Genomic DNA, 20,402 nt, shown 5'->3' with positions numbered 1-20,402 from the left:
GTTTGATGAGTGCGAGGCAGAGAGGTGGTCCCCCGTGGGCGAAGAGGTCGATCAGCGGGTCTTCACCCGGGAGGACCGGGCGCAGTACCGGCACAAGATCCGGCGCAGCCTGGACGTGTTCGCCTCGATGCTGCGGGAGTCGCGGTTCGAGTTCGAGCGCCCGCTGACCGGCATGGAGATCGAGCTCAACCTGATCGACGCGAAGGCCGACCCGGCGATGCGCAACGCCGAGGTGCTCGGGGCGATCGCCGACCCGGACTTCCAGACCGAGCTGGGCCAGTTCAACGTCGAGATCAACGTGCCGCCGCGCCGGCTCGCCGGTGCGGAGAACGCCGACCTGGAGCGAACGCTGCGGGCCAGCCTGAACAACGCCGAGGAGCACGCCCGCTCGGTCGGCGCGCACATGGTGATGATCGGGATCCTGCCGACCCTGCGCCGCGAGCACATGACCGCCGACGCGCTCTCCGCCAACCCCCGGTACAAGCTGCTGAACGAGCAGATCTTCGCGGCCCGCGGCGAGGACCTGGACATCCGGATCGACGGCGTGGACCGGCTGTCGGTCACCACGGACACCATCGCGCCCGAGTCGGCGTGCACCAGCACCCAGTTCCACCTGCAGGTCAGTCCCGAGCAGTTCGCCGCCTACTGGAACGCCGCCCAGGTCATCGCCGGCGTGCAGGTGGCTCTCGGGGCGAACTCGCCGCTGCTGTTCGGCCGCGAGCTGTGGCGCGAGACCCGGATCCCGCTGTTCGAGCAGGCGACCGACACCCGGCCGGAGGAGATCAGGGCCCAGGGGGTACGACCTCGCGTCTGGTTCGGCGAGCGCTGGATCACGTCGGTGTTCGATCTCTTCGAGGAGAATGTCCGCTACTTCCCCGCATTGCTGCCGATCTGCGACGACGAGGACCCGGCCGACACCCTGGAACGCGGCGACACCCCGGCGCTCAGTGAGCTGCGACTGCACAACGGCACCGTGTATCGCTGGAACAGGCCGATCTACGCCGTGGTCAAGGGGCGGCCACATCTGCGCGTGGAGAACAGGGTGCTGCCGGCCGGGCCGACGGTGGTCGACACGATCGCGAACGCGGCGTTCTACTACGGCCTGATCCGCACGCTCGCCGAGGCGGAACGCCCGGTGTGGACCCAGATGTCGTTCAGCGCCGCGGAGGAGAACTTCCACGCCGGCGCCCGGCACGGCATCGACGCCTCGGTGTTCTGGCCCGGCCTGGGCTACGTGCCGGTGACCGAGCTCGTGTTGCGCCGGCTGCTGCCGATGGCCCGCGAGGGCCTGGACCGCTGGGGCGTCTCGGCCGGGGAACGGGACAGGCTGCTCGGCATCATAGAGCAGCGCTGCCTGACCCACCGCAACGGCGCCACCTGGCAGGTCGGGACGCTGCACGCGCTGGAGTCCGACGGCCTGTCCCGGCAGGAGGCCCTGCACGAGATGCTGCACCGGTACCTACCGCTCATGCACCAGAACACTCCCGTGCACGAGTGGCCCGTCTGAAACTTCACAGGACCGGGACAACCCGGAACGTGGGCAGGGAGGGTGACCCACCGCCCGGCCCGCGTGTGCGCCACGCCGGCTCGGCGTCGCGCGTACCTCGAAACGGTTTTGATCTAGCCCTTGACGGCTCCGGCGGTGAGGCCGGCGACGATGTGACGCTGGACCAGCAGGAAGAAGACGACCGCGGGGACGGTGAAGAGCACGGCGGCGGACATGACCGTCGGCAGCGGAGTGACGAACTCGCCCACGAACGACGCCAGGCCCTTGGACGCCGGCCACTTCTCCTCGTCGACCATGAACGTGTTGGCCAGCAGGAACTCGTTCCAGCTGTCGAAGAACGCCAGGACGGCCGCGGCCGCCAGGGACGGCGCGGTCAGCGGGAGCACGATCCGGCGCAGCATCGCGTACCGGGAACAGCCGTCGAGCGCGGCGGCCTCCTCGATCTCGCGGGGCACGCCGTCCATCGCGGTCTTGATGATCCAGACCGCCACCGGCATGGCGAACGCCGTGTTGCCCAGCACCAGGCCCCACAGGTTGTTCAGCAGACCGAGGGTCAGGAAGATCGCGTAGAGCGGGACGACGACCAGCGCCTCCGGCAGCATCTGGGTGGCGAACAGCGCGAAGCCGAAGACGCCACGGCCGCGGAAGGAGAAGCGGGAGAGGGCGTACGCGGCCAGCACGGCGAGCGCGAGGCTGAGCACGGTCGTCCCGGCCGCGACGAAGGCGCTGTTGGTCAGCCAGCGCAGCATCGGGGCGCCGTCGACCGCCGCGGTGAACACCTGACCGAGCCTCGTGACGTCCGGCAGCCAGTGCACGTCGCCGCCGAACAGCTCGTCCTGGCCGCGCGTGGCGGTGACCAGCATCCAGTAGAGCGGGAAGCCCGCCACGGCCGCGAGAGCCGCGAGGGCGATGAAACGGAGCTTCACGCCAGGTCCTTTGCGGTCGAGTGCCGTTCGGTCAGCGCGTACGCGACGGTGGCGATCGCGGAGAGCACCAGCCCGACCGCGCCGGTGGCCGCCGAGCGCCCGAGGTCGGAGTCCAGGAACGCCTGCCGGTAGACGTCGATCACCAGCGTGGTCGTGCGGTCCACCGGGCCGCCCTGGGTGAGCAGCCAGATGATCTCGAAGCGCCGGAAGGACCAGATGGTCATCAGCAACGCGACCACCCGCAGCGTCGGCACCAGGAACGGCCACGTGACGCTCCGGAAGACCCGCGCCGGTCCGGCGCCGTCGATCCGCGCCGACTCCACCAGATCCTTGGGTACGGACTGGAGCGCGGCCAGCACGACCAGCAGCACGAACGGGAACACCTTCCACACCGAGACGGCCGTGACGGTGGCCAGCGCGTACGCGGTCAGCCAGCCGTGCCGTCCCAGCCCGGCGGCCTCGGACGCGTGGTTGAGCACGCCGTTGTCGTTGTTGAAGATCCACACGAAGATCAGCGTCACCGCGACGGTCGGCGCCGCCCACGGCAGGGTGAGCAGCGCCCGCAACGCCGTACGCCCGCGGAACGCCTTGTCCAGCAGGACCGCGCCGAACGTGCCGACCAGCAACGCCCCGACGACCGTGGAAAGGGCGTAGATCAGCGTGACGCCGAGCGTCCCGGCGAATCGTGAGTCGGCGAACAGGTCGGTGTAGTTGTCCGTGCCGATCCACTCGCCGCCGGTCGGGTCGAGCAGCTTGGTGTCGGTGAAGGACAGCCACACCCCGTCCAGCAGCGGCCCGGCCGCGAAGGCGAGCAGGTAGAGCGCGGCCGCGGAGGCGAAGACATAAGGCGCGAGACGTTCGGCCCTCACTTCAGCTTCTCCGCCTCCTGCTGGGCGCGGGCCAGGGCCGCGGCCGGGTCCTCGCCGTCGACCAGGACCTTCTCCACCTCGGCCAGCACCAGGTGGCGGATCTTCGGGGTGTCCGTCTCGAAGCCGTCGATCACCGCGTCGGCCGAGGTCGCGGCCTGGGCCTGGAAGGTCGGCACCCACGGGTTGGCGGTGATGAACTCGGCCGGCGGCTTGGCGTCGGTGCCGAGGACGCTGGCGCCCAGCGCCCCGGCGGCCTGCTTCTGCACGTCGGCGCCGTAGTACCAGCTCAGCCACTTCTTCGCGGCCGCCTTGTTCTTGCCGAACTTGTTGACGCCGATGAAGAAGCCCGCCTGGCTGCTCTTCGGCGCCGGGAACGGCAGCTTGCTCGCCCCGACACCGGTGCTCGGCACCACCTTGTTGCCGGCGACCATCGTGGACAGGGCGGAGCTGTTGTCGATCATCATGCCGACCTTGCCGGCCTTGAACTTCGACCGGAACGTGGACGCGTCGTCGCCGACCGCCATCGCGCCGCTGGAGTACATGTCACGGAAGGCGGTGACCGCGGCGACGTTCTCCGGGCTGTCGATGCTCAGCTTGCCGTCCTTGGACCAGGTGCCACCGAACCCGTAGGTCCAGTTGGAGAAGTCGATCCACCAGGGCGTCTCCTCGTTGATCTGGTGGCGTACGGCAAAACCGGGGTTGCCGGTCTTGGCCTTGATCTGCTTGGCGGCGGCGATCAGGCTCGGCACGTCGGTCGGCGGCTTCACCCCGGCCTGGCCGAGCAGCGCGGTGTTCCAGAAGAGCGCGTAGTTGACGATCTCCCAGGCGTAGCCGAGCTGCTTGCCGTCCACCTTGCCGGCCTCGTTGGTGGCGTTGAGGGACGCCTTGTCGACCACGCCGTCCAGGGGCTCCAGGGCGCCCGCGTCGGCGAGCTCGGGCAGGAACGTGTCCGGGATGATCAGCAGGTCCGGGCCGCCGCGGGCGCCGATCTGCGTCTTGAGCGTGCTCTCGTAGTCCTTGCGGGCCACGGCCTGCTGCTTCAGCGTCACCCCGGGATCGGTCGCGGTGTATCCACCGGCGACCTTCCAGAGCTGCTCGCCGCGGCCCGGCTCGAGCCACTGCCAGCTGGCGAAGACGAGCTCGCCTGTTGCTTTCTCGTCGCCACCGCTGTTCCCGCAGGCGGTCAGGGCGAGCGCCAACGCCAATCCGGCGGCGAGATATCTCCGGACCTTCACTACGACCACCCTGCCTACGAACCAGGTTCGTTAATAGTCCCTTTGTCGATCGAAGCGACAGCGTGCCAGGACTGGACAGGACGTCAAGATTCCGACTTGTTACACAAGGCGATTTACGAACCCCTCGCTTCGGGCAGGTTCGTCTCTTGCAGCACCGACATTTACGAACCTGGGGTGCGGCGTGATCATCAAATGCGAATTCGGGCGTACCTAGGGCAGGATCGCGTCCACGTAGCCGCCGTCGACCCGGACCGCCCCGCCGGTGGTCGCCGAGGCGAGCGGGGAAGCCAGGTAGACGACCATGTTGGCGATCTCCGCCGGCTCGATCAGGCGCTGGAGCAGCGACTGCGGCCGGTGCAGGCGCATGAACTCGCGCTGTGCCTCGTCCCACGGCAGATCCTTGTCGACCAGGGAGTAGACGAAGTCCTCCACGCCGCCGGTGTGCGTCGGCCCGGCGATCACGCTGTTGACCGTGACACCCGAGCCGGCGGCCTCCTTGGCGAAGCCCCGCGACACGGCCAGCAGGGCCGTCTTGGACATCCCGTAATGGATCATCTCGGCCGGGATGACGACGGCCGAGTCGCTGGCGATGTACTGCACCCGGCCCCAGCCCCGCTCCCGCATGCCCGGCAGATAGGCGCGGGTCAACCGGATCGCGGCCAGCACGTTCACCTCGAAGTAGCGCCGCCACTCGTCGTCGCTGATCTCCAGGGCAGGCCTCGTCTCGAAGATGCCCAGGTTGTTGACCAGCACATCCACGACGGGCAGCCTCTCCCGGACGGCGGCGGCGCCGGCCTCCGTGGCGACATCCGCGGGCACCCCGACGAAGTCGCCGTCGCCCAGCTCCGTCAGCGCGCGCTCCACCGACTCGGCCGACCGGCCGTTGATGCCGACCCGGGCGCCCGCGGCGGCCAGCCCGGCGGCGATCGCCCGGCCGATGCCCTGCGTCGAGCCGGTGACCAGAGCCGTCTTCCCACTGAGATCAAGTCGCATGCTGCCCAGCATTCCCCACCAGACGGGTGGCGAACTCCGGATGGCCCGCCCAGTGCAGGTGCAGATAGGAGGCGTGCAGGCTGGGCGTGGCGAAGCCCTCCGGGTCGGCGCCGCGCCAGGCCCAGGCCGCGCCGCCCGCCGGGGAGAGCAGCAGGCCCGACCGCGGGTGCACCGTCGTCCGGTGGAACTCGTGGCCGGTCACCCGGGTGCCGGCCGGGGCCAGCGGGCTGTCGGTCAGCGCCACCGCGTCCCGGTAGCCCAGGGTCAGGCTCGGGGTCATCGCCGCCTCGGCGTCCAGGACCCCGCACATCGGGGCGCCGTCGAGGCCGCGGGCCAGCCAGAGCAGACCGGCGCACTCGGCGACGATCGGGGCGCCGGACTCCGCCAGTTTCCGCACCGCGGCTCGCAGGGGCTCGTTGGCCGACAGCTCCGCCGCGTACACCTCGGGAAAGCCGCCGCCGACGACCAGCGCGGCCGTCCCCTCCGGGAGTGCCTCGTCCCGCAGCGGATCCACCGTGACCACCTCGGCGCCGGCGCCGGCCAGCAGCTCCGCGGTCTCGGCGTAGGCGAAGGTGAACGCCGGCCCACCGGCGATCGCCACCACCGTGCCCGTCTTCTCGGCAGCCCCCGCGCTCCACGGCGTCACCTGCAGCGATGCCGCCGAGCGAGCCACCGACATGACCGCGTCCAGATCCACCGACGCGGCGATCAGGTCCGCCAGGGCCGCGACCGACGAGAGGGCCTCGGCGCGTCGCTCGGCGGCCGGGACCAGGCCCAGGTGACGCGAGGGCGCGGCGACCGCGTCCGCGCGGCGCAACGCACCCAGGACCGGCGTGCCGACCTCCTCGCAGGCGTCGCGCAGGATGGTCTCGTGGCGGTCCGAGCCGACCCGGTTGAGGATCACCCCGGCGATGCGGGCGTTGCCGAAGCTGCGGAAGCCGTGCACCAGCGCCGCCACCGACCGCCCCTGCGCGGCCGCGTCCACGACCAGGATGACCGGCGCCTCCAGCAGCCCCGCCACCTGCGCGGTCGAGCCGGTCTCACCCGCACCGGTACGTCCGTCGTAGAGACCCATCACGCCCTCGACGACGGCGATGTCGGCGCCCGCGGCACCGTGGGCGAACAGCGGGCCGATCAGATGCTCGCCGGTCAGCACCGGGTCGAGGTTGCGGCCCGGGCGCCCGGCGGCGAGCGCGTGATAGCCGGGGTCGATGTAGTCGGGGCCCACCTTGAACGGCGCCACGGTCAGGCCACGCGCGGCGTAGGCGGCCAGCAGCCCGGTCGCCACGGTCGTCTTGCCGTGCCCCGACGCCGGCGCCGCGATGACGACCCGCGGGACGGTCACCACTCGATGCCCCGCTGACCCTTACGTCCGGCGTCCATCGGGTGCTTCACCTTGGTCATCTCGGTGACCAGGTCGGCCGCCGCGATCAGATCGGGGTGCGCGTCCCGCCCCGTGATCACCACATGCTGCGTGCCCGGCCGCGCGGCCAGCGTCGCCACCACGTCACCCACGTCCACCCAACCCCACTTCATCGGGTACGTGAACTCGTCCAGCACGTAGAACCCGTGTGTCTCGGCGGCCAGGTCGCGTTTGATCTGCGCCCAGCCCTCGGCCGCCTCAACGGCGTGGTCACGTTCGGTGCCCGGACGCTGGATCCACGACCAGCCCTCACCCATCTTGTGCCAGGTGATCCGCTCCCCCAGCGCCTTGAGCGCGGTCTCCTCGCCGACCCGCCACTTGGGACTCTTCACGAACTGGAACACGCCGATGTCCCAGCCCGCGCTCCACGCCCGCAACGCCATCCCGAACGCGGCCGTCGACTTCCCCTTGCCGTGGCCCGTGTGCACGGCGAGGACCGCCTGCCGCCGCCGCTGCCGCGTGGTCAGCCCGTCATCGGGAACGACCTCGACCTTCCCCTGCGGCATCAGGCCGCCTCCAGCGCTTCCAGGGGTACCAGGTCCGCGCCGAGCGCCGCGGCCAGGCGGCGGGCCAGGCCCAGGCGGACCGGGCCGGACTCGCAGTCGACCACGATCGTCGCCACGCCGGCGAGGGCCGGGGCGACGGTCGCCGGGTCCGGGCCCGAGGTGGCGCGGCCGTCGGTCACCACGATCAGGAGCGGGCGGCGGCGAGGGTCACGGCGGCGTTCGGTCGCGATGGTGGTCGCGGCGGTGCGCAGGCCCGCGGCCAAGGGGGTACGCCCACCGGTACGCAGAGCCGCCAGCCGCGAGACGCCGACCTCGTGGCTGGACGTCGGCGGCAGAACCTGCTCGGCGCTCCTGCCCCGGAAGGTGATCATGCCGACCCGGTCGCGGCGGTGATAGGCGTCCCGCAGCAGGGACAGCACCGCGGTCTTCACCACGGTCATCCGCTTGCGGGCGGCCATCGAGCCGGACGCGTCCACCACGAACAGCACCAGGTTGGCCTCGCGCCCCACGTGGACGGATTCGCGCAGGTCACCAGGCTCGACCGTGCGGGAGCCGCGGTGGATCGCGGCGCGCAGCGTGGCCGGGAGGTGCGGCGCCCCGGTCATCCGGCCGCGCGGCGTCCGAGACCCGGCGACCCGGCCCCGCCGGGTGAAGGCGGGTGACCGGCGGCCCGAATGCCCGCCGGAGCCCCGGTCGGCGATGCGCAACGTCTTCGGCCGGTAGGCGGGACCGGCCGTGGCGACTCCCCCGACCGGCGCCGGCTGCTCCTCTTTCGCCGGTGCGGGCTGTTCCTCTCTTGGCGGCGCGCCTTCTCCTGCCGGCGCGTCTTCTCCTGCCGGCGCGGGCTCCGGCTGGTGATTCGGGCCCGCAGGCTCGGGTGCGCCCTGGCCCTGCGGCGGCCCACCGGAGGGCGGCGGAGGCGGGCCACCACCGTCGGGCGGGCCGTTCCCCTCGGGCGGTCCGTCGTTGTCGGACGGCGGATCCGGGTCGTTGTCGTCCTCGGCGGCGGCGTTCAACGCGTCCTCGAGCCGCTCCTCGTCGGAGCCGGCCGGATCCAGCGGATCCTTGCGCCGCCGGTGCGGCAGGGCCAGCCTCGCGGCGTCACGCACGTCGTCGGCGGTCACCACGGACCGCCCGTGCCAGGCGGCCAGCGCCACCGCGCACCGGGCCACCACGATGTCGGCGCGCATGCCGTCCACGCCGTACGCCAGGCAGACCCGCGCGATCCGGTCCAGCTCACCGTCGGGCAGGACGACCGACGCCGACGCCGCCCGTGCCGCCGCGATCCGCGCCGCCAGTTCGGCATCCGAGCCGGCGAACCGGGCCGCGAACGCCACCGGATCCGCCTCGTACGCGAGCCGCCGCCGCACCACCTCGGCCCGCTGCCGGGCGTCCCGAGGCGCGGCGACCGTGACGACCAGGCCGAACCGGTCCACCAGCTGGGGCCGTGGCTCGCCCTCCTCCGGGTTCATCGTGCCGACGAGCAGGAACCGGGCGGCGTGCTTGACCGACACCCCGTCCCGCTCGACGTGCGCCCGGCCCATCGCCGCGGCGTCGAGCAGCAGGTCGACCAGGTGATCGGGCAGCAGGTTGACCTCGTCGACGTACAGCGCGCCACGGTGCGCGGCGGCCAGCAGCCCCGGCTCGTACGCCTTGGTGCCGTCGGCCAGCGCGCGTTGCAGGTCGAGGGTGCCGACGACGCGGTCCTCGGTGGCGCCGACCGGCAGCTCGACCAGGGTGGCGGGCCGTGGGCCGTGCGGGGCGTCGGCGTCGTGCGGGCCGTCCGGGCAGTCGGCGTCCGGCGTACCCGGGTCACACGCGAAGCGGCACCCACGCACCACCTCGACCTCGGGCAGCAGGCCGGCCAGCGCACGGACCACCGTGCTTTTCGCCGTGCCCTTCTCGCCGCGGACCAGGACCCCGCCGACGGCGGGAGAAACGGCCGTGAGCAGCAGCGCCAGGCGGAGATCGTCGAGGCCGACAACGGCCGAGAACGGGTACGGGGGCAGCACGCGCACCTTCCTTCTGTGCGGGTCCGCGCCCACACGTCGGTCATCCGAGCGGCCGGAGTCTCCTGACTCCCGGGGACGCCCGCGGCGACCCGGTCACAGTGGCGGGACCGCCCCGGATTCACACCGGGTTCCTCCGCTACCGCTCGCCCGCCACTCAACCGGACCGACGCCGACCCCGTCAATGTGACGCTGACGTCCCCACCCGCCGCGCCACCCCATCGCGCGCCACCTCAACCACGCGCCATCTCACCGCCCGCACCCCATCACGCGCCACCTCAACCACGCGCCATCTCACCGCCCGCACCCCATCACGCGCCACCTCACCCGCGCGCCGCCCACCGCGCACCACCTCACCGCCCGCACCCCATCACGCGCCACCCCACCCGCACGCCACCCCACCCGCGCGCCACCCCACCGCGCGCCGTCTCGATGCTGGCGTCGGTGGCGGCTCCGTGAGGGTCAGCCGTGGACCGCGCCGCTCTCGCGGTCGGCGGACGCGGCCACCGGGGTCGTCAGCGACTCGGACAGGTGCGCCACGAACAGCGCCGCCTCCTCGATCAGCGGGCGTTGCCGGCGGTAGAGGGCGGCATTGCCGGAGTCGGGCTCGGTGGGCGCGCCGATCGCCACGAGCTCGGCGGCGTGGTCCAGGTCGGGCAGGTCGCCGAGGGCGTGCCAGCCGAGCAGGCAGGCGCCCAGCCCGGTGCCCTCGGGCGTGTCGGCCACCGCCACCGGCAGGTCGAGCGCGGCGGCGAGCACACCGACCCACAGGTCGGAGGCGACCGCGCCGCCGGTGGCGCGCACCTCTCTGACCGGGTAACCGGCGGTGTCCAGCGAATCCCGCACCAGGGCGATCTGCTGGCACACGCCCTCGACCGCGGCACGGACCAGGTGCGGGCGGCCGTGCTCGCGGCCCAGCCCGAGATAGGCGCCGCGCATCCCGGACCGCCACCAGGGCGCCCTCTCCCCGAGCAGGTAGGGCAGGCAGAGCAGGCCGTCGCTGCCGGGCGGCGCGTTCTGCGCCTCGACCAGCATCGCGGCGTCGATCTCGTCGGCGTCCTCGCCCTCGGCGGCCGGCCGCGCGAACCCGGCCGCGAACGCCTGCCCGGCCCACCGGACCACGGAACCGGCGTTGTTGACGGCGCCGCCGACCACCCACCGATCCTCGGTGAGCGCGTAGCAGAACAGCCGCCCGCCCTCGTCGGCGCTGGGCCGGTCGACGACCGTACGCATCGCGCCGCTGGTGCCGAGCGAGACCGCCGCGACACCGGCCGGGGTGGCGCCGACGCCGAGGTTGGCGAGCGGCCCGTCGCCGGCGCCGATGATCAGCGGCGTGCCGGCCGGTAGTCCCGCCGCGGAAGCGACCTCGGGCTTGAGCCGCAGCCGGCGGGTGGTGGGCACGACCTCGGCGAGCTGCTCCTCGCGCACCCCGGCGATCTCCAGGGCCTCCGGATCCCACCGCCGCTCGTGGATGTCGTAGAGGCCGGTGGCCGAGGCGAGCGACAGGTCCAGCAAGTACGACTCGTCGGCCAGCCCGGACAGGATCAGTTCCTTGCCGCCACCCCACCGCGCCGTCCCGCGGAGCGTCTCCGGGTCGGTGGCGCCCCACCAGGCCAGCTTGGCCAGCGGCGCCATCGGGTGGACCGGGGTGCCGGTGCGGGCCAGCAGCTTGGCGGACAGGCCCTGGGCGGCGATCGCGTCGCTCTGCCCGCCGGCCCGCCCGTCGGCCCAGGTGACGAGCGGTCCGAGCGGTTTGCCGGTGGCGTCCATCGGGACCAGGGCGTGCAGGAAGGCGCTGAGGCTGACCGCCACGACGCGGTGGCCGTCCGCACGGCACTGCCGGGCGACGTCGACGAGCGCTTCGACGGCCGCGTCCCGGACCCGATCGGGGTCCAGCTCGGCCCGGCCCGGCCCGGGCACCGACAGCGGGTAGTGCACGCTGGCGTGGGCGTGCAGCCGCCCGTCGAGCCCGGCGGCGACGCCCTTGGTGGCGGTGGTGCCGCTGTCGATCCCGATCACAACGTCCATGTGCCGACCCTAAGCCGGGATGGTCAGGACTGCTTCGTTCGTCCCGTCCGGATAGCGGATCTCGACCGTGCCGGGGGGCAGCAGTCCGGCGTTGTCCGGGTTGAGGACCCAGTCGCCGCGAGCCGACCGGTGGCGGAACCGCGACCGTTTCGAGGCGAACACGATGCCCTGCTCGTCGGGCAGGCGTGTGGCGAGCGCGGACTGCGACCGGCCCGGAACCACGCCGAGGTAGGTGGGCTCCGGTCCGTCGAGGAAGCGGAACAGCCGGATCGTCCCCGCCTCGACCAGCGTCTGCACCACGAACGAGCGACCGTCCGGCGTGACGCCACGGATCCGCCAGGGGCTGAACACGGACGCGTCGAAGTAGGCGGTCTCGTCGTCGTAACCACGCAGCCGCCGGTCGTCGGCGCCACCGAGATCGGCCTCGATCAGCGGTTTGGTGCGGCCACTCGCGTCGATGTCGTTGCCCAGCACGACCCCGCGTCCACCCGCCCGGACCGACAGGCCGGCCTGACCGCGCACAACCCGGGCGAAGCCGTCGGGCAGCGGCAGGTCCCGGTACTGCCAGACCAGCCGCCCCGACGCATCCACCGTGAACGACGTGGCGATCCGCACCGGCCGCCCGTCGTCGAGCACCACGAGCGTCCGCTCGGGCCGGGCATCCCGGAAGAAGTCCCGGAACCTGAGGAACGCGTCACCGGGCACGCCGCCGACCAGGTAGGCGTTCGACGGGTAGCGGCCGGTGATCATCGGCTCGAGGCGTCCGGCCGTCCAGATCCGGGTGCCGTTGGACCACATCTCGACGAAGCGGATCACACCGAACTCGACGCTCCCGTCCCCGAGATCCCTCGGTCGCAGCCGCTGGGCGACCAGCGCGAGGCCCCCGGCCGGCGCCGAGACCGCCCAGGCCACGCGCGGCGGCCCCATGGTGGCCAGGTCATCGGGGAGGCTCGATCGGAACGTCGCGACCGCGCCGGTCAGGAAGCCGCTGTCGCCGGCCAGGTCGCCGCGGGCCGGCCCGTCGAGCAGGTCGGAGGCGGGCGGCGCGAGCCCCTGCCCACCGCCCCCGCGCAGCACGGCGGCGGTCGCCCCGGCGCCGACGACGGCCAGCCCTGCGGTCAGCAGCGAGCGGCGCCGGACCACCCGGCGGCGGCCACCGGCGGTGACCCGGTCGAGCAGGTCGGCCGGGGCGGTGACCTCGGCGGTCGCCCGGTGCAGGGCGTCGCGGACCTCCAGATCTGTCATCGGTCTCCCCGATCTGTGCTGAACACGGCCGGCCCGAGCACGGCACGCAGCCGTTCCAGGCCCCGGGAGGTGTTGCTCTTGATCACGCCCTCGGAACAGTCCAGAGCGGCGGCGACCTCCGCGATCGGCAGGTCGTCGAGGTAGCGCAGCACCACCGCCGCCCGCTGCCTGGGCGGCAGCTCGCGCAGCGCCTCCAGCACGACGTCTCGCACGATCACGCCGTCGCTGTGGTCGGGCTGGGCCACGTCGTGGTGAGCCAGCGGCGTCTCGGGTCTGCGCCGCCGCCCGCGCCAGCGGTTGGTGGCACGGTTGACGAGGGCACGGCGGGCGTACGCCTCCGGGTTGCCCCGCACGCCGCGCCAGCGCACATACATCTGCTCCAGCACCTCCTGCAGCAGGTCCTCGGCGGTGTGCCGGTCGCCGGTCAGCAGGAAGGCCACGCGCAGCAACCCGGTGCTGCGTGTGCGGACGAACTCGTCGAACCCCGTGCGCATCCGTCGCCTCTCCCCCGCCCCTCACCCTCCTCTGACACCGGACGCCACCGCGGGGTTGCACCGGCGTCGCCGGATCGCACCCGCGCCGCGAGATTGCACCGGCGCCGCGGGGTCCCACCGGCGTCCGGGTTCGCACCGGCCTCCGGGTTCGCACCGGCTCAGCCGAACAGCTTGGCGTAGCCGTCGCGCAGGTCCGCCCAGCCGTGATCCATCGCGTCGGTGCCGCGGATGACGCCGACCGCGTGCCCGCCGACGAGCTGGTCGCAGACGATGAGGCAGAGGTGCCAGCCGGCGGCGACCATCGCCTCGATGCCGGCCTCGGGCGACTGGTGCCGCAGTGTCAGCCGGGTGCCGGCGACGGTCGGCTCGAGAACCCATCGCAGCAGGTCACGGCCCCACGAATACTCCAGGAGCCGCGGCTCGTCCGCCGCCCTGACGATCGCCGGCAGGTCGACCCGGGTGTCGCCGTCGACCATGGTCAGCGTGGTCTCGCCGGGCGCGTCGAGCGGCGCGGCGGCCGAGAACGGCGCCCACTGGTCCAGCTCGCCGGGGTCGACCAGCGCGGCCCACACCCGCTCGGGTGGATGCCGCAGCTCGCGGACCATGATCAGCGTCCAGCCGTCGTCGGTGGTGGTCGCCGTCGCGCCGTGAGGCACACCCGGGTCGATCGGGGACATGCGGACTCCTCAGGTCAGGGTCGGCTCTCGAGCCGGGCACAGCTCTCGAGCCGGGGATTGGTGTCGGGTCAGGGTTTGCTGTCGGGTCTGGTCTGCTGTCGGGTCAGGGATTGCTGTCGAGGTGGCGCTCGAGCTTGTCGAGGCTGTCGCTCCAGAGCTCGCGATAGGGCCGCAGCCACGCGTCGAGCTCCTGGAACGGCCCCGGCTCGAGCCGATAGATGCGCTGCTGCGCCACGGGGCGCGAGCTCACGACGCCCGCCTCACGCAGGACTCTCAGGTGCTTGGACACGGCCGGCTGGCTCATCCGCAGGGCGACCACGAGCTCGGCCACCCCGCACTCGCGAACCCGCAACGTGTCACAGATGCGTCTGCGTGTCGGCTCGGCCAGCGCGGTCAAGGTGTCGAGTGCCATGTGGACAACATGCCAGGTAGGTTATATAACTGTCAAGGCATGGAGGGAGTGCAATGATGGCGAGCGTGCGGGTGCTGATCGTGACCTCGGGTTCGGTGGGTGACGTCGCCCCTTACACGGGCCTGGGCGCCCGCATCCGCGACGCGGGCCACGACGTGACGGTGGCGTCGCACGCGCCGTTCGCGGCCGCTTTCGCGTCCGCCGGCCTGCCGTTCCGGCCGATCCCGGGAGACCTCCGCGAGATTCTCCCGCAGGCGCGCGGCCAGGACGGCAGATCTTCGGGTACGGGCCCGCGCGCTCTCGCCCGCCTGCTGCGGATCGCGCGTCCCCTGGTCGGCACCCTCGGCGACGGCATCGCGGCGGCGGCCGAGGAGACCAACCCCGACGTCATGCTGCTGTCGACCGTGGTGGCCCCGCTGGGCTACCAGGTCGCCGAGGCGCGGGGCATCCCGTGGGCCGGCGTCTTCCTCCAGCCCATCTCCCCCACCGGCGACTTCGGCTCGGTGCTGCTGGGCGGCCGCTCGATCGGCCGCCGCGGCAACCATGCCGTCACCTCGGTGGCCAACCTGGTGAGCCAGTCGCTGTATGCGCGGCCGGTCCGTGACCTGCGCCGCCGCCTGGGCCTGACGCACGCGTCCATCGGCGAGCTACGCACCTGGCAGGACGGCGGCCGCTACCCCACCTTCCACGGCTTCAGCACGGCGGTGGTCCCGCGCCCCAGCGACTGGCGCCCCCAGCTGGAGATCACCGGCTACTGGTGGCCGCATTCGCCGCCGGGGTGGACACCGCCTCCGGCACTGGCGGACTTCCTGGCCGCCGGCCCGCCGCCGGTCTTCGTCGGCTTCGGCAGCATGGCCCCGGCCCAGGGCGGCCGCCTGGCCCCGCTGATCCGGCGCGCGGTCCGGCGGGCCGGCGTGCGGGCGGTGGTTCAGGCCGGCTGGGCGGGCCTGGATGTCGCCGGCGACGACATCCTGACCATCGGCGAGGCGCCGCACGACTGGCTCTTCCCCCGGATGGCCGCGGTCGTGCATCACGCGGGCGCCGGCACGACCGCCGCGGCGCTCCGGGCCGGCGTCCCCGCGGTGCCCGTCCCGGTCCTGGCCGACCAGCCCTTCTGGGCGGCGCGCATCCACGCCCTGGGCGCCGGCACCCGGCCGATCCCGATGTCCCAGCTGACTCCGGGCCGGCTGTCCACGGACCGGCTCGGCACGGGCCGACTGAGCACGGACCGACTGGCCACGGACCAGCTGGGCATAGACCGACTGGCCACGGACCAGCTGGGCATAGACCGACTGGCACCGGATCGGCTGGCCGCCGCCCTCCACGAGGCGACCACCAACCCGCACCGCCGCGCCCGCGCCCAGGCGATAGCCGCCCGGCTGTCCACCGAGGACGGCCCGTCCCGCATCCTCACCTGGCTGGAGACCACCCACAGCAAGTCATCATCAGCCGAGCGCACGCCACCCTGACGTGGCACCGAAGACCGCCCGGACGAGGCTTGATACCGCAACGGCACCTGGCTCACCGGCTCGGTCGTGCAGCGGCCAGATTGCGACCACGGCGGCAAACATCCCGCTGCTCACGGGCGGGCACCGCAATGATCACCGGCAAGCAGCCTGGCGACCACGGGCGAGCGGCCCGCTGGCCACCGGCAAGCAGCCCGCCGGCCAGCAGCCCGCTGGCAAGCAGCCCGCTGGCAAGCAGCGCGCTGATCACGGCGCCCGCGACAGCTCCATGGCCGCGGTTTCAGGATCGGTGCGTACCCATCAGGGTCTGCGCTAGGGTGCCCCCTTGCCCGATCGCCGTCCACTGGGGAGGTTCCGCCGATGACCGACGCCTCGCAGGAACAGGGCAACCCCAAGCTCGACACCGGAGTGCCGCACAGCGCCCGTGTCTGGAACTACTGGCTGGGCGGCAAGGACAACTACGCCGCCGATCGTGAGGTCGGCGACCAGGTTCGCGAGATCTTCCCCGCCATCGTGGAAAATGCCCAGGCGTGCCGGGCCTTCCTGGTCCGGGTCGTCAGCCATCTGGCGGGCGAGGCAGGCATCCGCCAGTTCCTCGACATCGGCACCGGGCTGCCCACCGCCGACAACACCCACGAGGTCGCCCAGCGGGTGGCGCCGGCGTCGCGCATCGTCTACGCCGACAACGATCCGCTCGTCCTGGCGCATGCTCGTGCCCTGCTGAGCAGCGGGCCGGAGGGCGCCACCGACTACGTCGACGTCGACCTGCGCGACACCGCCACGATCCGCGCGGAAGCGGCCCGCACACTGGACTTCGGCGAACCGGTGGCGCTGATGCTGATGGGCATCCTGGGCCACGTCGAGTCCGACGAGGAGGCGCTGGCGATCGTGCGGCGGCTGGTGGACCTGCTGCCCTCGGGGAGCTACCTGGCCTTCTACGACGGCACCGACACCAGCGAGAAGATCGTCGAGGGCGCGAAGGTCTCCAGCGAGGGCGGGCACGACTACTACCTGCGCAGCCCGGAACGGATCGCCCGCTTCTTCGACGGCCTGGAGCTGGTGGAGCCGGGCGTGGTCACCGTCTCGCGGTGGCGGCCGGATCCCGCGGACGGCGTCCCCGCCCACCAGGATTCGTACGGCGGCGTGGGCCGCAAGCCGTAACCCCATCTGCCGTTCAGTGGCTCCGGGCAGCATCGGCACGCGGCGCGGCGGCGAGCAACTCGGGCACCGTGACCAGGCGGAAGCCGCGGCGGCGGAGGCCGTCGATCATCGCGGCCAGCCCCCGCACGGTGATCAGCCGGCGGGCGCCACCGGCGTCGTGGGCCAGCACGATCGACCCCGGCCGCACCGAATCCACGATGAACGCCGCCTGCGCCCGCGGGTCGCCGCCGAAGCTCCGCTCGTGCATCTCGTCGGACCACAGCACGACGTCGTAGCCCATCCGGTCGGCGGCGAGCACGGTGGAGCCGCCGAGGTGACCGAACGGCGGCCGGAACAGTTCCGGGGTGCGGCCGGTGTGCTCACGGATCGCGTCGTGGGCGCGCTGCAACTCGTCGGACACCTGACGCAGGTCGAGCGTGGCCAGGTCGGGGTGGGACCAGGTGTGGTTGCCGATCGCGTGCCGGTTCATCCGGCCGCGGATCAAACCATGATGGCGTACGAGATTGCGGCCGACCATGAAGAAGGTGGCCGGGGCGTCCGACTGGTCGAGCACGTCCAGGACGGCCGGCGTCCACTGCGGAGCCGGTCCGTCGTCGAAGGTGAAGGCGACCAGCCGCTCGGTGGTGTCTCCCCGGTAGCGGATCGTCACGTCCGGGTGGGCGACGGCGCCCAGGTTGTCGGCGGCGGCCGCGTATCCCCCGGTGACCGGCGGACGGTCCCAGCCGCAGGAGGCCCGTACCGCGGGCGCCACGGCCAGGCCCGCCGCGAGCCCGGCGCCTCCCAGCAGCGCGCCCCGTATGGCCGTGCGCCGGCTCATCCTTGAAGCCACGTCGATTCCCCCGTCTCGATCTCTCGCGACGGGCAGCTTCGCGGATCATGGGTCGCGGCCGCCTCCCCCGTGGGTCAGACCTCCGCGGGGCCTTCCTCCGCCGATCGGCCGAGCCCGGTCCTTCTGTGCTCCGACGCGGCGCCCATCGTCAGCGGCCGACGCGCGTGGAAGATCCCAGCCGCCGACGAAGGGGACGGGTGCGGAACACAGCGAACTCACAGCCCGGAAACGGAGCAACCCCCGGCCCTGGGGGCGCGGGGGTTGCTCGGAGCTGACGGATCAGCGGTCGGCGATGCCGACGAACTCGCGCTCGGCCTCGCCGGTGTACAGCTGGCGGGGCCGGCCGATCTTGGTGGCCGGGTCGAGCATCATCTCGCGCCACTGGGCGATCCAGCCGGGCAGGCGGCCCAGGGCGAAGAGGACGGTGAACATCTTCGTCGGGAAGCCCATCGCCTTGTAGATGAGGCCCGTGTAGAAGTCGACGTTCGGGTAGAGCTTGCGGGACACGAAGTAGTCGTCGCTGAGGGCGATCTCCTCCAGCTGGAACGCCAGCTCGAGCAGCGGGTCCGGCTTGTCCATCTTGGACAGCATGTCCTGGGCGGCCTTCTTGACGATGGCGGCGCGCGGGTCGTAGTTCTTGTAGACCCGGTGGCCGAAGCCCATCAGCTTGACGCCTTTTTCCTTGTTCTTCACGCGGTTCACGAAGGTGCTGACGTCGCCGCCGTCCTTCTTGATCTGCTCGAGCATCTCGAGCACCGCCGCGTTGGCGCCGCCGTGCAGCGGGCCGGAAAGGGCGTTGACCCCGGCGGACACCGAGGCGAAGAGGTTGGCCTGCGCCGAGCCGACCAGGCGGACCGTGGAGGTGGAGCAGTTCTGCTCGTGGTCGGCGTGCAGCACGAACAGCATGTCCAGGATCTTCGCGATCTCGGGGTCCACGTCGTACTGAACCGTCGGCAGGCCGAACGTCATGCGCAGGAAGTTCTGCACGTAGTCCAGCGAGTTGTCGGGGTACGGCAGAGGGTGGCCGATGCTCTTCTTGTAGGCGTACGCCGCGATGGTCGGAAGTTTCGCCATCAGGCGGATGCCGGAGATCTCGACCTGCTCCTGGTCGGTCGGGTCCAGCGCGTCCTGGTAGTACGTGGACAGCGCGGTGACCGCCGACGAGAGCACGGCCATCGGGTGCGCGTCGCGCGGGAAGCCGGAGAAGAAGTGGCGCATCTCCTCCTGCAGCAGCGTGTGCACCCGGATCTGGTCGCTGAACGCGGCGAGCTCGGCCGGCGTGGGCAGCTTGTCGTGGATCAGAAGGTACGACACCTCGAGGAAGGTCGCCTTCTCCGCCAGCTGCTCGATCGGGTAGCCGCGGTACCGCAGGATGCCCGCGTCACCATCGATGTACGTGATCGACGACGCGCACGAGGCCGTGTTGACGAAGCCGGTGTCCAGGGTGACGTAGCCGGTCTCTTTGAGCAGGGAGCTGATCTCGATGCCCCCCGGCCCCTCGACCGCCGACCGCACCGGCATCGACAGCTGGCCACCGGGGTGGTCGAGCTTGACATCCGTCATGTATTTCCCTCACTTCACCGGCAGATGTCCCCAAGAACGTGAAGTTCACCGTAAACCCTCAACCTGAATGGGTCATCAGCCGCCCAATGCTCTGAGGAATAGATCACCCAGCGCGAACTTTCCGGTACGCCATAGATAATGGTCCGTGGAGGTGGGAGTCGATGCGGACCCCGAAGCAATCCCCCGTGGTCGTGGGCGTGAACGGCACTGCGGCAAGTCTCACCGCCGTGCGCCTGGGCGCTCGTGAGGCGATCTCCCGAGGCCGGAAGTTGCGCGTGGTGCACGCTTTCACCTGGCCTGACCCTCGATTCGGCAAACCCTCCCAGGGGTACGCCCAGGCCCGGCGCGAAGCGAGCCGGCTCGTCGACCGGGCCGTCGCGGCGGCCCAGCGCTCCGCCCCCGGTGTGAAGGCGACCGGCCAGGTCACCGACGGCCTGCCGATCCGGGTCCTTCTTCAGCAGAGCCGCACCGCCGACCTGCTCGTGCTCGGCGACGAGGACCTGGCCGCCTCCTCGCCGACCGGGCTGCCGGTCGACTCGGTGCTCTTCCAGGCGGTGTCCCGGGCGTTCTGCCCGATCGTCGTGGCGCGTGGCCCGCGCCCGGCGTCCGGCCCGCTGCTGGCGGGCGTCGACGGCTCCCCGGAGTCGCTCCAGGCGCTCCAGCTGGCCGCCGAGGAGGCGTCCCGCCGCGCCGCGCCGATCGTGCTGGCCCACGTGATCAGCAAGCGGGGCGGCGAGAAGGCTGGCCGCCGGGTGCTCGACCGGGCCATGGCCGAGGTGCCCGGACTGCAGGACGCCACGACCCGGCTGATCGTCGGCGAGCCGGGCACCGCGCTGGTGCGGGCGTCCCGCAAGGCGCGGATGGTACTGGTCGGCCCGCGCGGAAAGGACGGAACGCAACTTTTGGGACCGGTGGCGCTGCAGTTGCTCCGGCGGGGCGCCTGTCCCACCTTGTTTGTCCACGGAACCACTGCCACGGGGCATTGGTCACCGGGTACGGTGCCTTCGGCGGGAACCCGGGCTTCTTGATCCTCGGCGACACACGGAGCCCGCCAGGGGG

General features: G+C 72.2%; 18 protein-coding genes and 1 riboswitch. Of the genes, 4 read left to right on the top strand and 14 right to left on the bottom strand.

All coding sequences use genetic code 11. The features are described 5' to 3' along the window. Window positions 1–34 precede the first annotated feature (34 nt). Window positions 35–1,507 (top strand): glutamate-cysteine ligase family protein, encoded by a 1,473-nt coding sequence (locus QSK31_RS43665; RefSeq protein WP_285690913.1) that lies wholly within the window; start codon window positions 35–37, stop codon window positions 1,505–1,507. A 113-nt stretch (window positions 1,508–1,620) separates the two neighbouring features. Here the strand turns inward: QSK31_RS43665 and QSK31_RS43660 are convergent, their stop codons facing one another. The 12 genes from QSK31_RS43660 to QSK31_RS43605 form a co-directional block, all read right to left on the bottom strand. Then, complete coding sequence (locus QSK31_RS43660; RefSeq protein ID WP_285690912.1) at window positions 1,621–2,433, bottom strand: carbohydrate ABC transporter permease; 813 nt, start codon at window positions 2,431–2,433, stop codon at window positions 1,621–1,623. After that, window positions 2,430–3,302, bottom strand: a complete 873-nt coding sequence (locus QSK31_RS43655; protein WP_285690911.1) for a carbohydrate ABC transporter permease — start codon at window positions 3,300–3,302, stop codon at window positions 2,430–2,432. The genes QSK31_RS43660 and QSK31_RS43655 overlap by 4 nt, the downstream gene beginning before the upstream one ends. Beyond that, on the bottom strand, window positions 3,299–4,537 hold the full coding sequence (locus tag QSK31_RS43650; protein WP_285690910.1) for an ABC transporter substrate-binding protein: 1,239 nt from the start codon (window positions 4,535–4,537) through the stop codon (window positions 3,299–3,301). The genes QSK31_RS43655 and QSK31_RS43650 overlap by 4 nt, the downstream gene beginning before the upstream one ends. Window positions 4,538–4,747: 210 nt before the next feature. Beyond that, window positions 4,748–5,530 carry an SDR family NAD(P)-dependent oxidoreductase gene (locus QSK31_RS43645; RefSeq protein ID WP_285690908.1) on the bottom strand — a complete coding sequence of 261 codons (783 nt, stop codon included), beginning with the start codon at window positions 5,528–5,530 and terminating at the stop codon, window positions 4,748–4,750. Continuing rightward, complete coding sequence (locus tag QSK31_RS43640; RefSeq protein ID WP_285690907.1) at window positions 5,520–6,878, bottom strand: cobyrinic acid a,c-diamide synthase CobB; 1,359 nt, start codon at window positions 6,876–6,878, stop codon at window positions 5,520–5,522. The genes QSK31_RS43645 and QSK31_RS43640 overlap by 11 nt, the downstream gene beginning before the upstream one ends. After that, window positions 6,872–7,459 carry a cob(I)yrinic acid a,c-diamide adenosyltransferase gene (gene cobO / locus QSK31_RS43635; RefSeq protein ID WP_285690906.1) on the bottom strand — a complete coding sequence of 196 codons (588 nt, stop codon included), beginning with the start codon at window positions 7,457–7,459 and terminating at the stop codon, window positions 6,872–6,874. Before cobO ends, QSK31_RS43640 begins: the two co-directional genes overlap by 7 nt. Continuing rightward, window positions 7,459–9,471: a VWA domain-containing protein gene (locus QSK31_RS43630; RefSeq protein ID WP_285690931.1), complete on the bottom strand. Its 2,013-nt coding sequence runs from the start codon at window positions 9,469–9,471 to the stop codon at window positions 7,459–7,461. The genes cobO and QSK31_RS43630 overlap by 1 nt, the downstream gene beginning before the upstream one ends. Window positions 9,472–9,504: 33 nt before the next feature. Beyond that, window positions 9,505–9,630: riboswitch (cobalamin riboswitch) on the bottom strand. A gap of 300 nt (window positions 9,631–9,930) precedes the next feature. Then, window positions 9,931–11,496: a gluconokinase gene (locus tag QSK31_RS43625; RefSeq protein WP_285690905.1), complete on the bottom strand. Its 1,566-nt coding sequence runs from the start codon at window positions 11,494–11,496 to the stop codon at window positions 9,931–9,933. A gap of 9 nt (window positions 11,497–11,505) precedes the next feature. Then, window positions 11,506–12,741 carry a hypothetical protein gene (locus QSK31_RS43620; protein WP_285690904.1) on the bottom strand — a complete coding sequence of 412 codons (1,236 nt, stop codon included), beginning with the start codon at window positions 12,739–12,741 and terminating at the stop codon, window positions 11,506–11,508. Further along, entirely contained in the window at window positions 12,738–13,235 is a 498-nt protein-coding gene (locus tag QSK31_RS43615; protein ID WP_285690903.1) for a SigE family RNA polymerase sigma factor, read from the bottom strand. Before QSK31_RS43615 ends, QSK31_RS43620 begins: the two co-directional genes overlap by 4 nt. Before the next feature lie 158 nt (window positions 13,236–13,393). Further along, entirely contained in the window at window positions 13,394–13,912 is a 519-nt protein-coding gene (locus QSK31_RS43610) for an SRPBCC domain-containing protein (RefSeq protein ID WP_285690902.1), read from the bottom strand. A 103-nt stretch (window positions 13,913–14,015) separates the two neighbouring features. Next, window positions 14,016–14,324, bottom strand: coding sequence for an ArsR/SmtB family transcription factor (locus tag QSK31_RS43605; RefSeq protein ID WP_285690901.1), 309 nt, complete (start codon window positions 14,322–14,324; stop codon window positions 14,016–14,018). Between the two features lie 56 nt (window positions 14,325–14,380). On the opposite strand from QSK31_RS43605, the gene QSK31_RS43600 reads away from it, so the two are divergent. After that, on the top strand, window positions 14,381–15,793 hold the full coding sequence (locus tag QSK31_RS43600) for a glycosyltransferase (RefSeq protein ID WP_285690900.1): 1,413 nt from the start codon (window positions 14,381–14,383) through the stop codon (window positions 15,791–15,793). Between the two features lie 357 nt (window positions 15,794–16,150). Continuing rightward, a complete protein-coding gene (locus QSK31_RS43595; RefSeq protein ID WP_285690898.1) occupies window positions 16,151–16,951 on the top strand; it encodes an SAM-dependent methyltransferase in 801 nt (266 codons plus the stop codon). 13 nt (window positions 16,952–16,964) lie between these two features. On the opposite strand, the gene QSK31_RS43590 is transcribed toward QSK31_RS43595, so the two are convergent. Further along, on the bottom strand, window positions 16,965–17,768 hold the full coding sequence (locus QSK31_RS43590) for a polysaccharide deacetylase family protein (RefSeq protein WP_285690897.1): 804 nt from the start codon (window positions 17,766–17,768) through the stop codon (window positions 16,965–16,967). Between the two features lie 291 nt (window positions 17,769–18,059). After that, the gene (locus tag QSK31_RS43585; protein ID WP_285690896.1) at window positions 18,060–19,343 is read right to left on the bottom strand and encodes a citrate synthase; all 1,284 of its coding nucleotides are present in this window, start codon (window positions 19,341–19,343) and stop codon (window positions 18,060–18,062) included. A gap of 161 nt (window positions 19,344–19,504) precedes the next feature. Between QSK31_RS43585 and QSK31_RS43580 the strand changes: the two genes are divergently transcribed. Continuing rightward, window positions 19,505–20,371, top strand: coding sequence for a universal stress protein (locus QSK31_RS43580; RefSeq protein ID WP_285690895.1), 867 nt, complete (start codon window positions 19,505–19,507; stop codon window positions 20,369–20,371). Window positions 20,372–20,402 lie beyond the last annotated feature (31 nt).

Source organism: Actinoplanes sp. NBRC 103695 (assembly GCF_030269485.1).
In the GTDB taxonomy this organism is placed as follows: Bacteria; Actinomycetota; Actinomycetes; order Mycobacteriales; family Micromonosporaceae; genus Actinoplanes.
This window is presented reverse-complemented; position numbering and strand designations above follow the sequence as displayed.

Bases quoted from the DNA above. Each gene is read 5' to 3' on its own strand.
- QSK31_RS43580 (WP_285690895.1), top strand. From the start codon at position 19,505: ATGCGGACCCCGAAGCAATCCCCCGTGGTCGTGGGCGTGAACGGCACT.
- QSK31_RS43595 (WP_285690898.1), top strand. From the start codon at position 16,151: ATGACCGACGCCTCGCAGGAACAGGGCAACCCCAAGCTCGACACCGGA.
- QSK31_RS43590 (WP_285690897.1), bottom strand. From the start codon at position 17,768: ATGAGCCGGCGCACGGCCATACGGGGCGCGCTGCTGGGAGGCGCCGGG.
- QSK31_RS43625 (WP_285690905.1), bottom strand. From the start codon at position 11,496: ATGGACGTTGTGATCGGGATCGACAGCGGCACCACCGCCACCAAGGGC.
- QSK31_RS43585 (WP_285690896.1), bottom strand. From the start codon at position 19,343: ATGACGGATGTCAAGCTCGACCACCCCGGTGGCCAGCTGTCGATGCCG.
- QSK31_RS43610 (WP_285690902.1), bottom strand. From the start codon at position 13,912: ATGTCCCCGATCGACCCGGGTGTGCCTCACGGCGCGACGGCGACCACC.
- QSK31_RS43620 (WP_285690904.1), bottom strand. From the start codon at position 12,741: ATGACAGATCTGGAGGTCCGCGACGCCCTGCACCGGGCGACCGCCGAG.
- QSK31_RS43600 (WP_285690900.1), top strand. From the start codon at position 14,381: ATGGCGAGCGTGCGGGTGCTGATCGTGACCTCGGGTTCGGTGGGTGAC.
- cobO (WP_285690906.1), bottom strand. From the start codon at position 7,459: ATGCCGCAGGGGAAGGTCGAGGTCGTTCCCGATGACGGGCTGACCACG.
- QSK31_RS43605 (WP_285690901.1), bottom strand. From the start codon at position 14,324: ATGGCACTCGACACCTTGACCGCGCTGGCCGAGCCGACACGCAGACGC.
- QSK31_RS43645 (WP_285690908.1), bottom strand. From the start codon at position 5,530: ATGCGACTTGATCTCAGTGGGAAGACGGCTCTGGTCACCGGCTCGACG.
- QSK31_RS43615 (WP_285690903.1), bottom strand. From the start codon at position 13,235: ATGCGCACGGGGTTCGACGAGTTCGTCCGCACACGCAGCACCGGGTTG.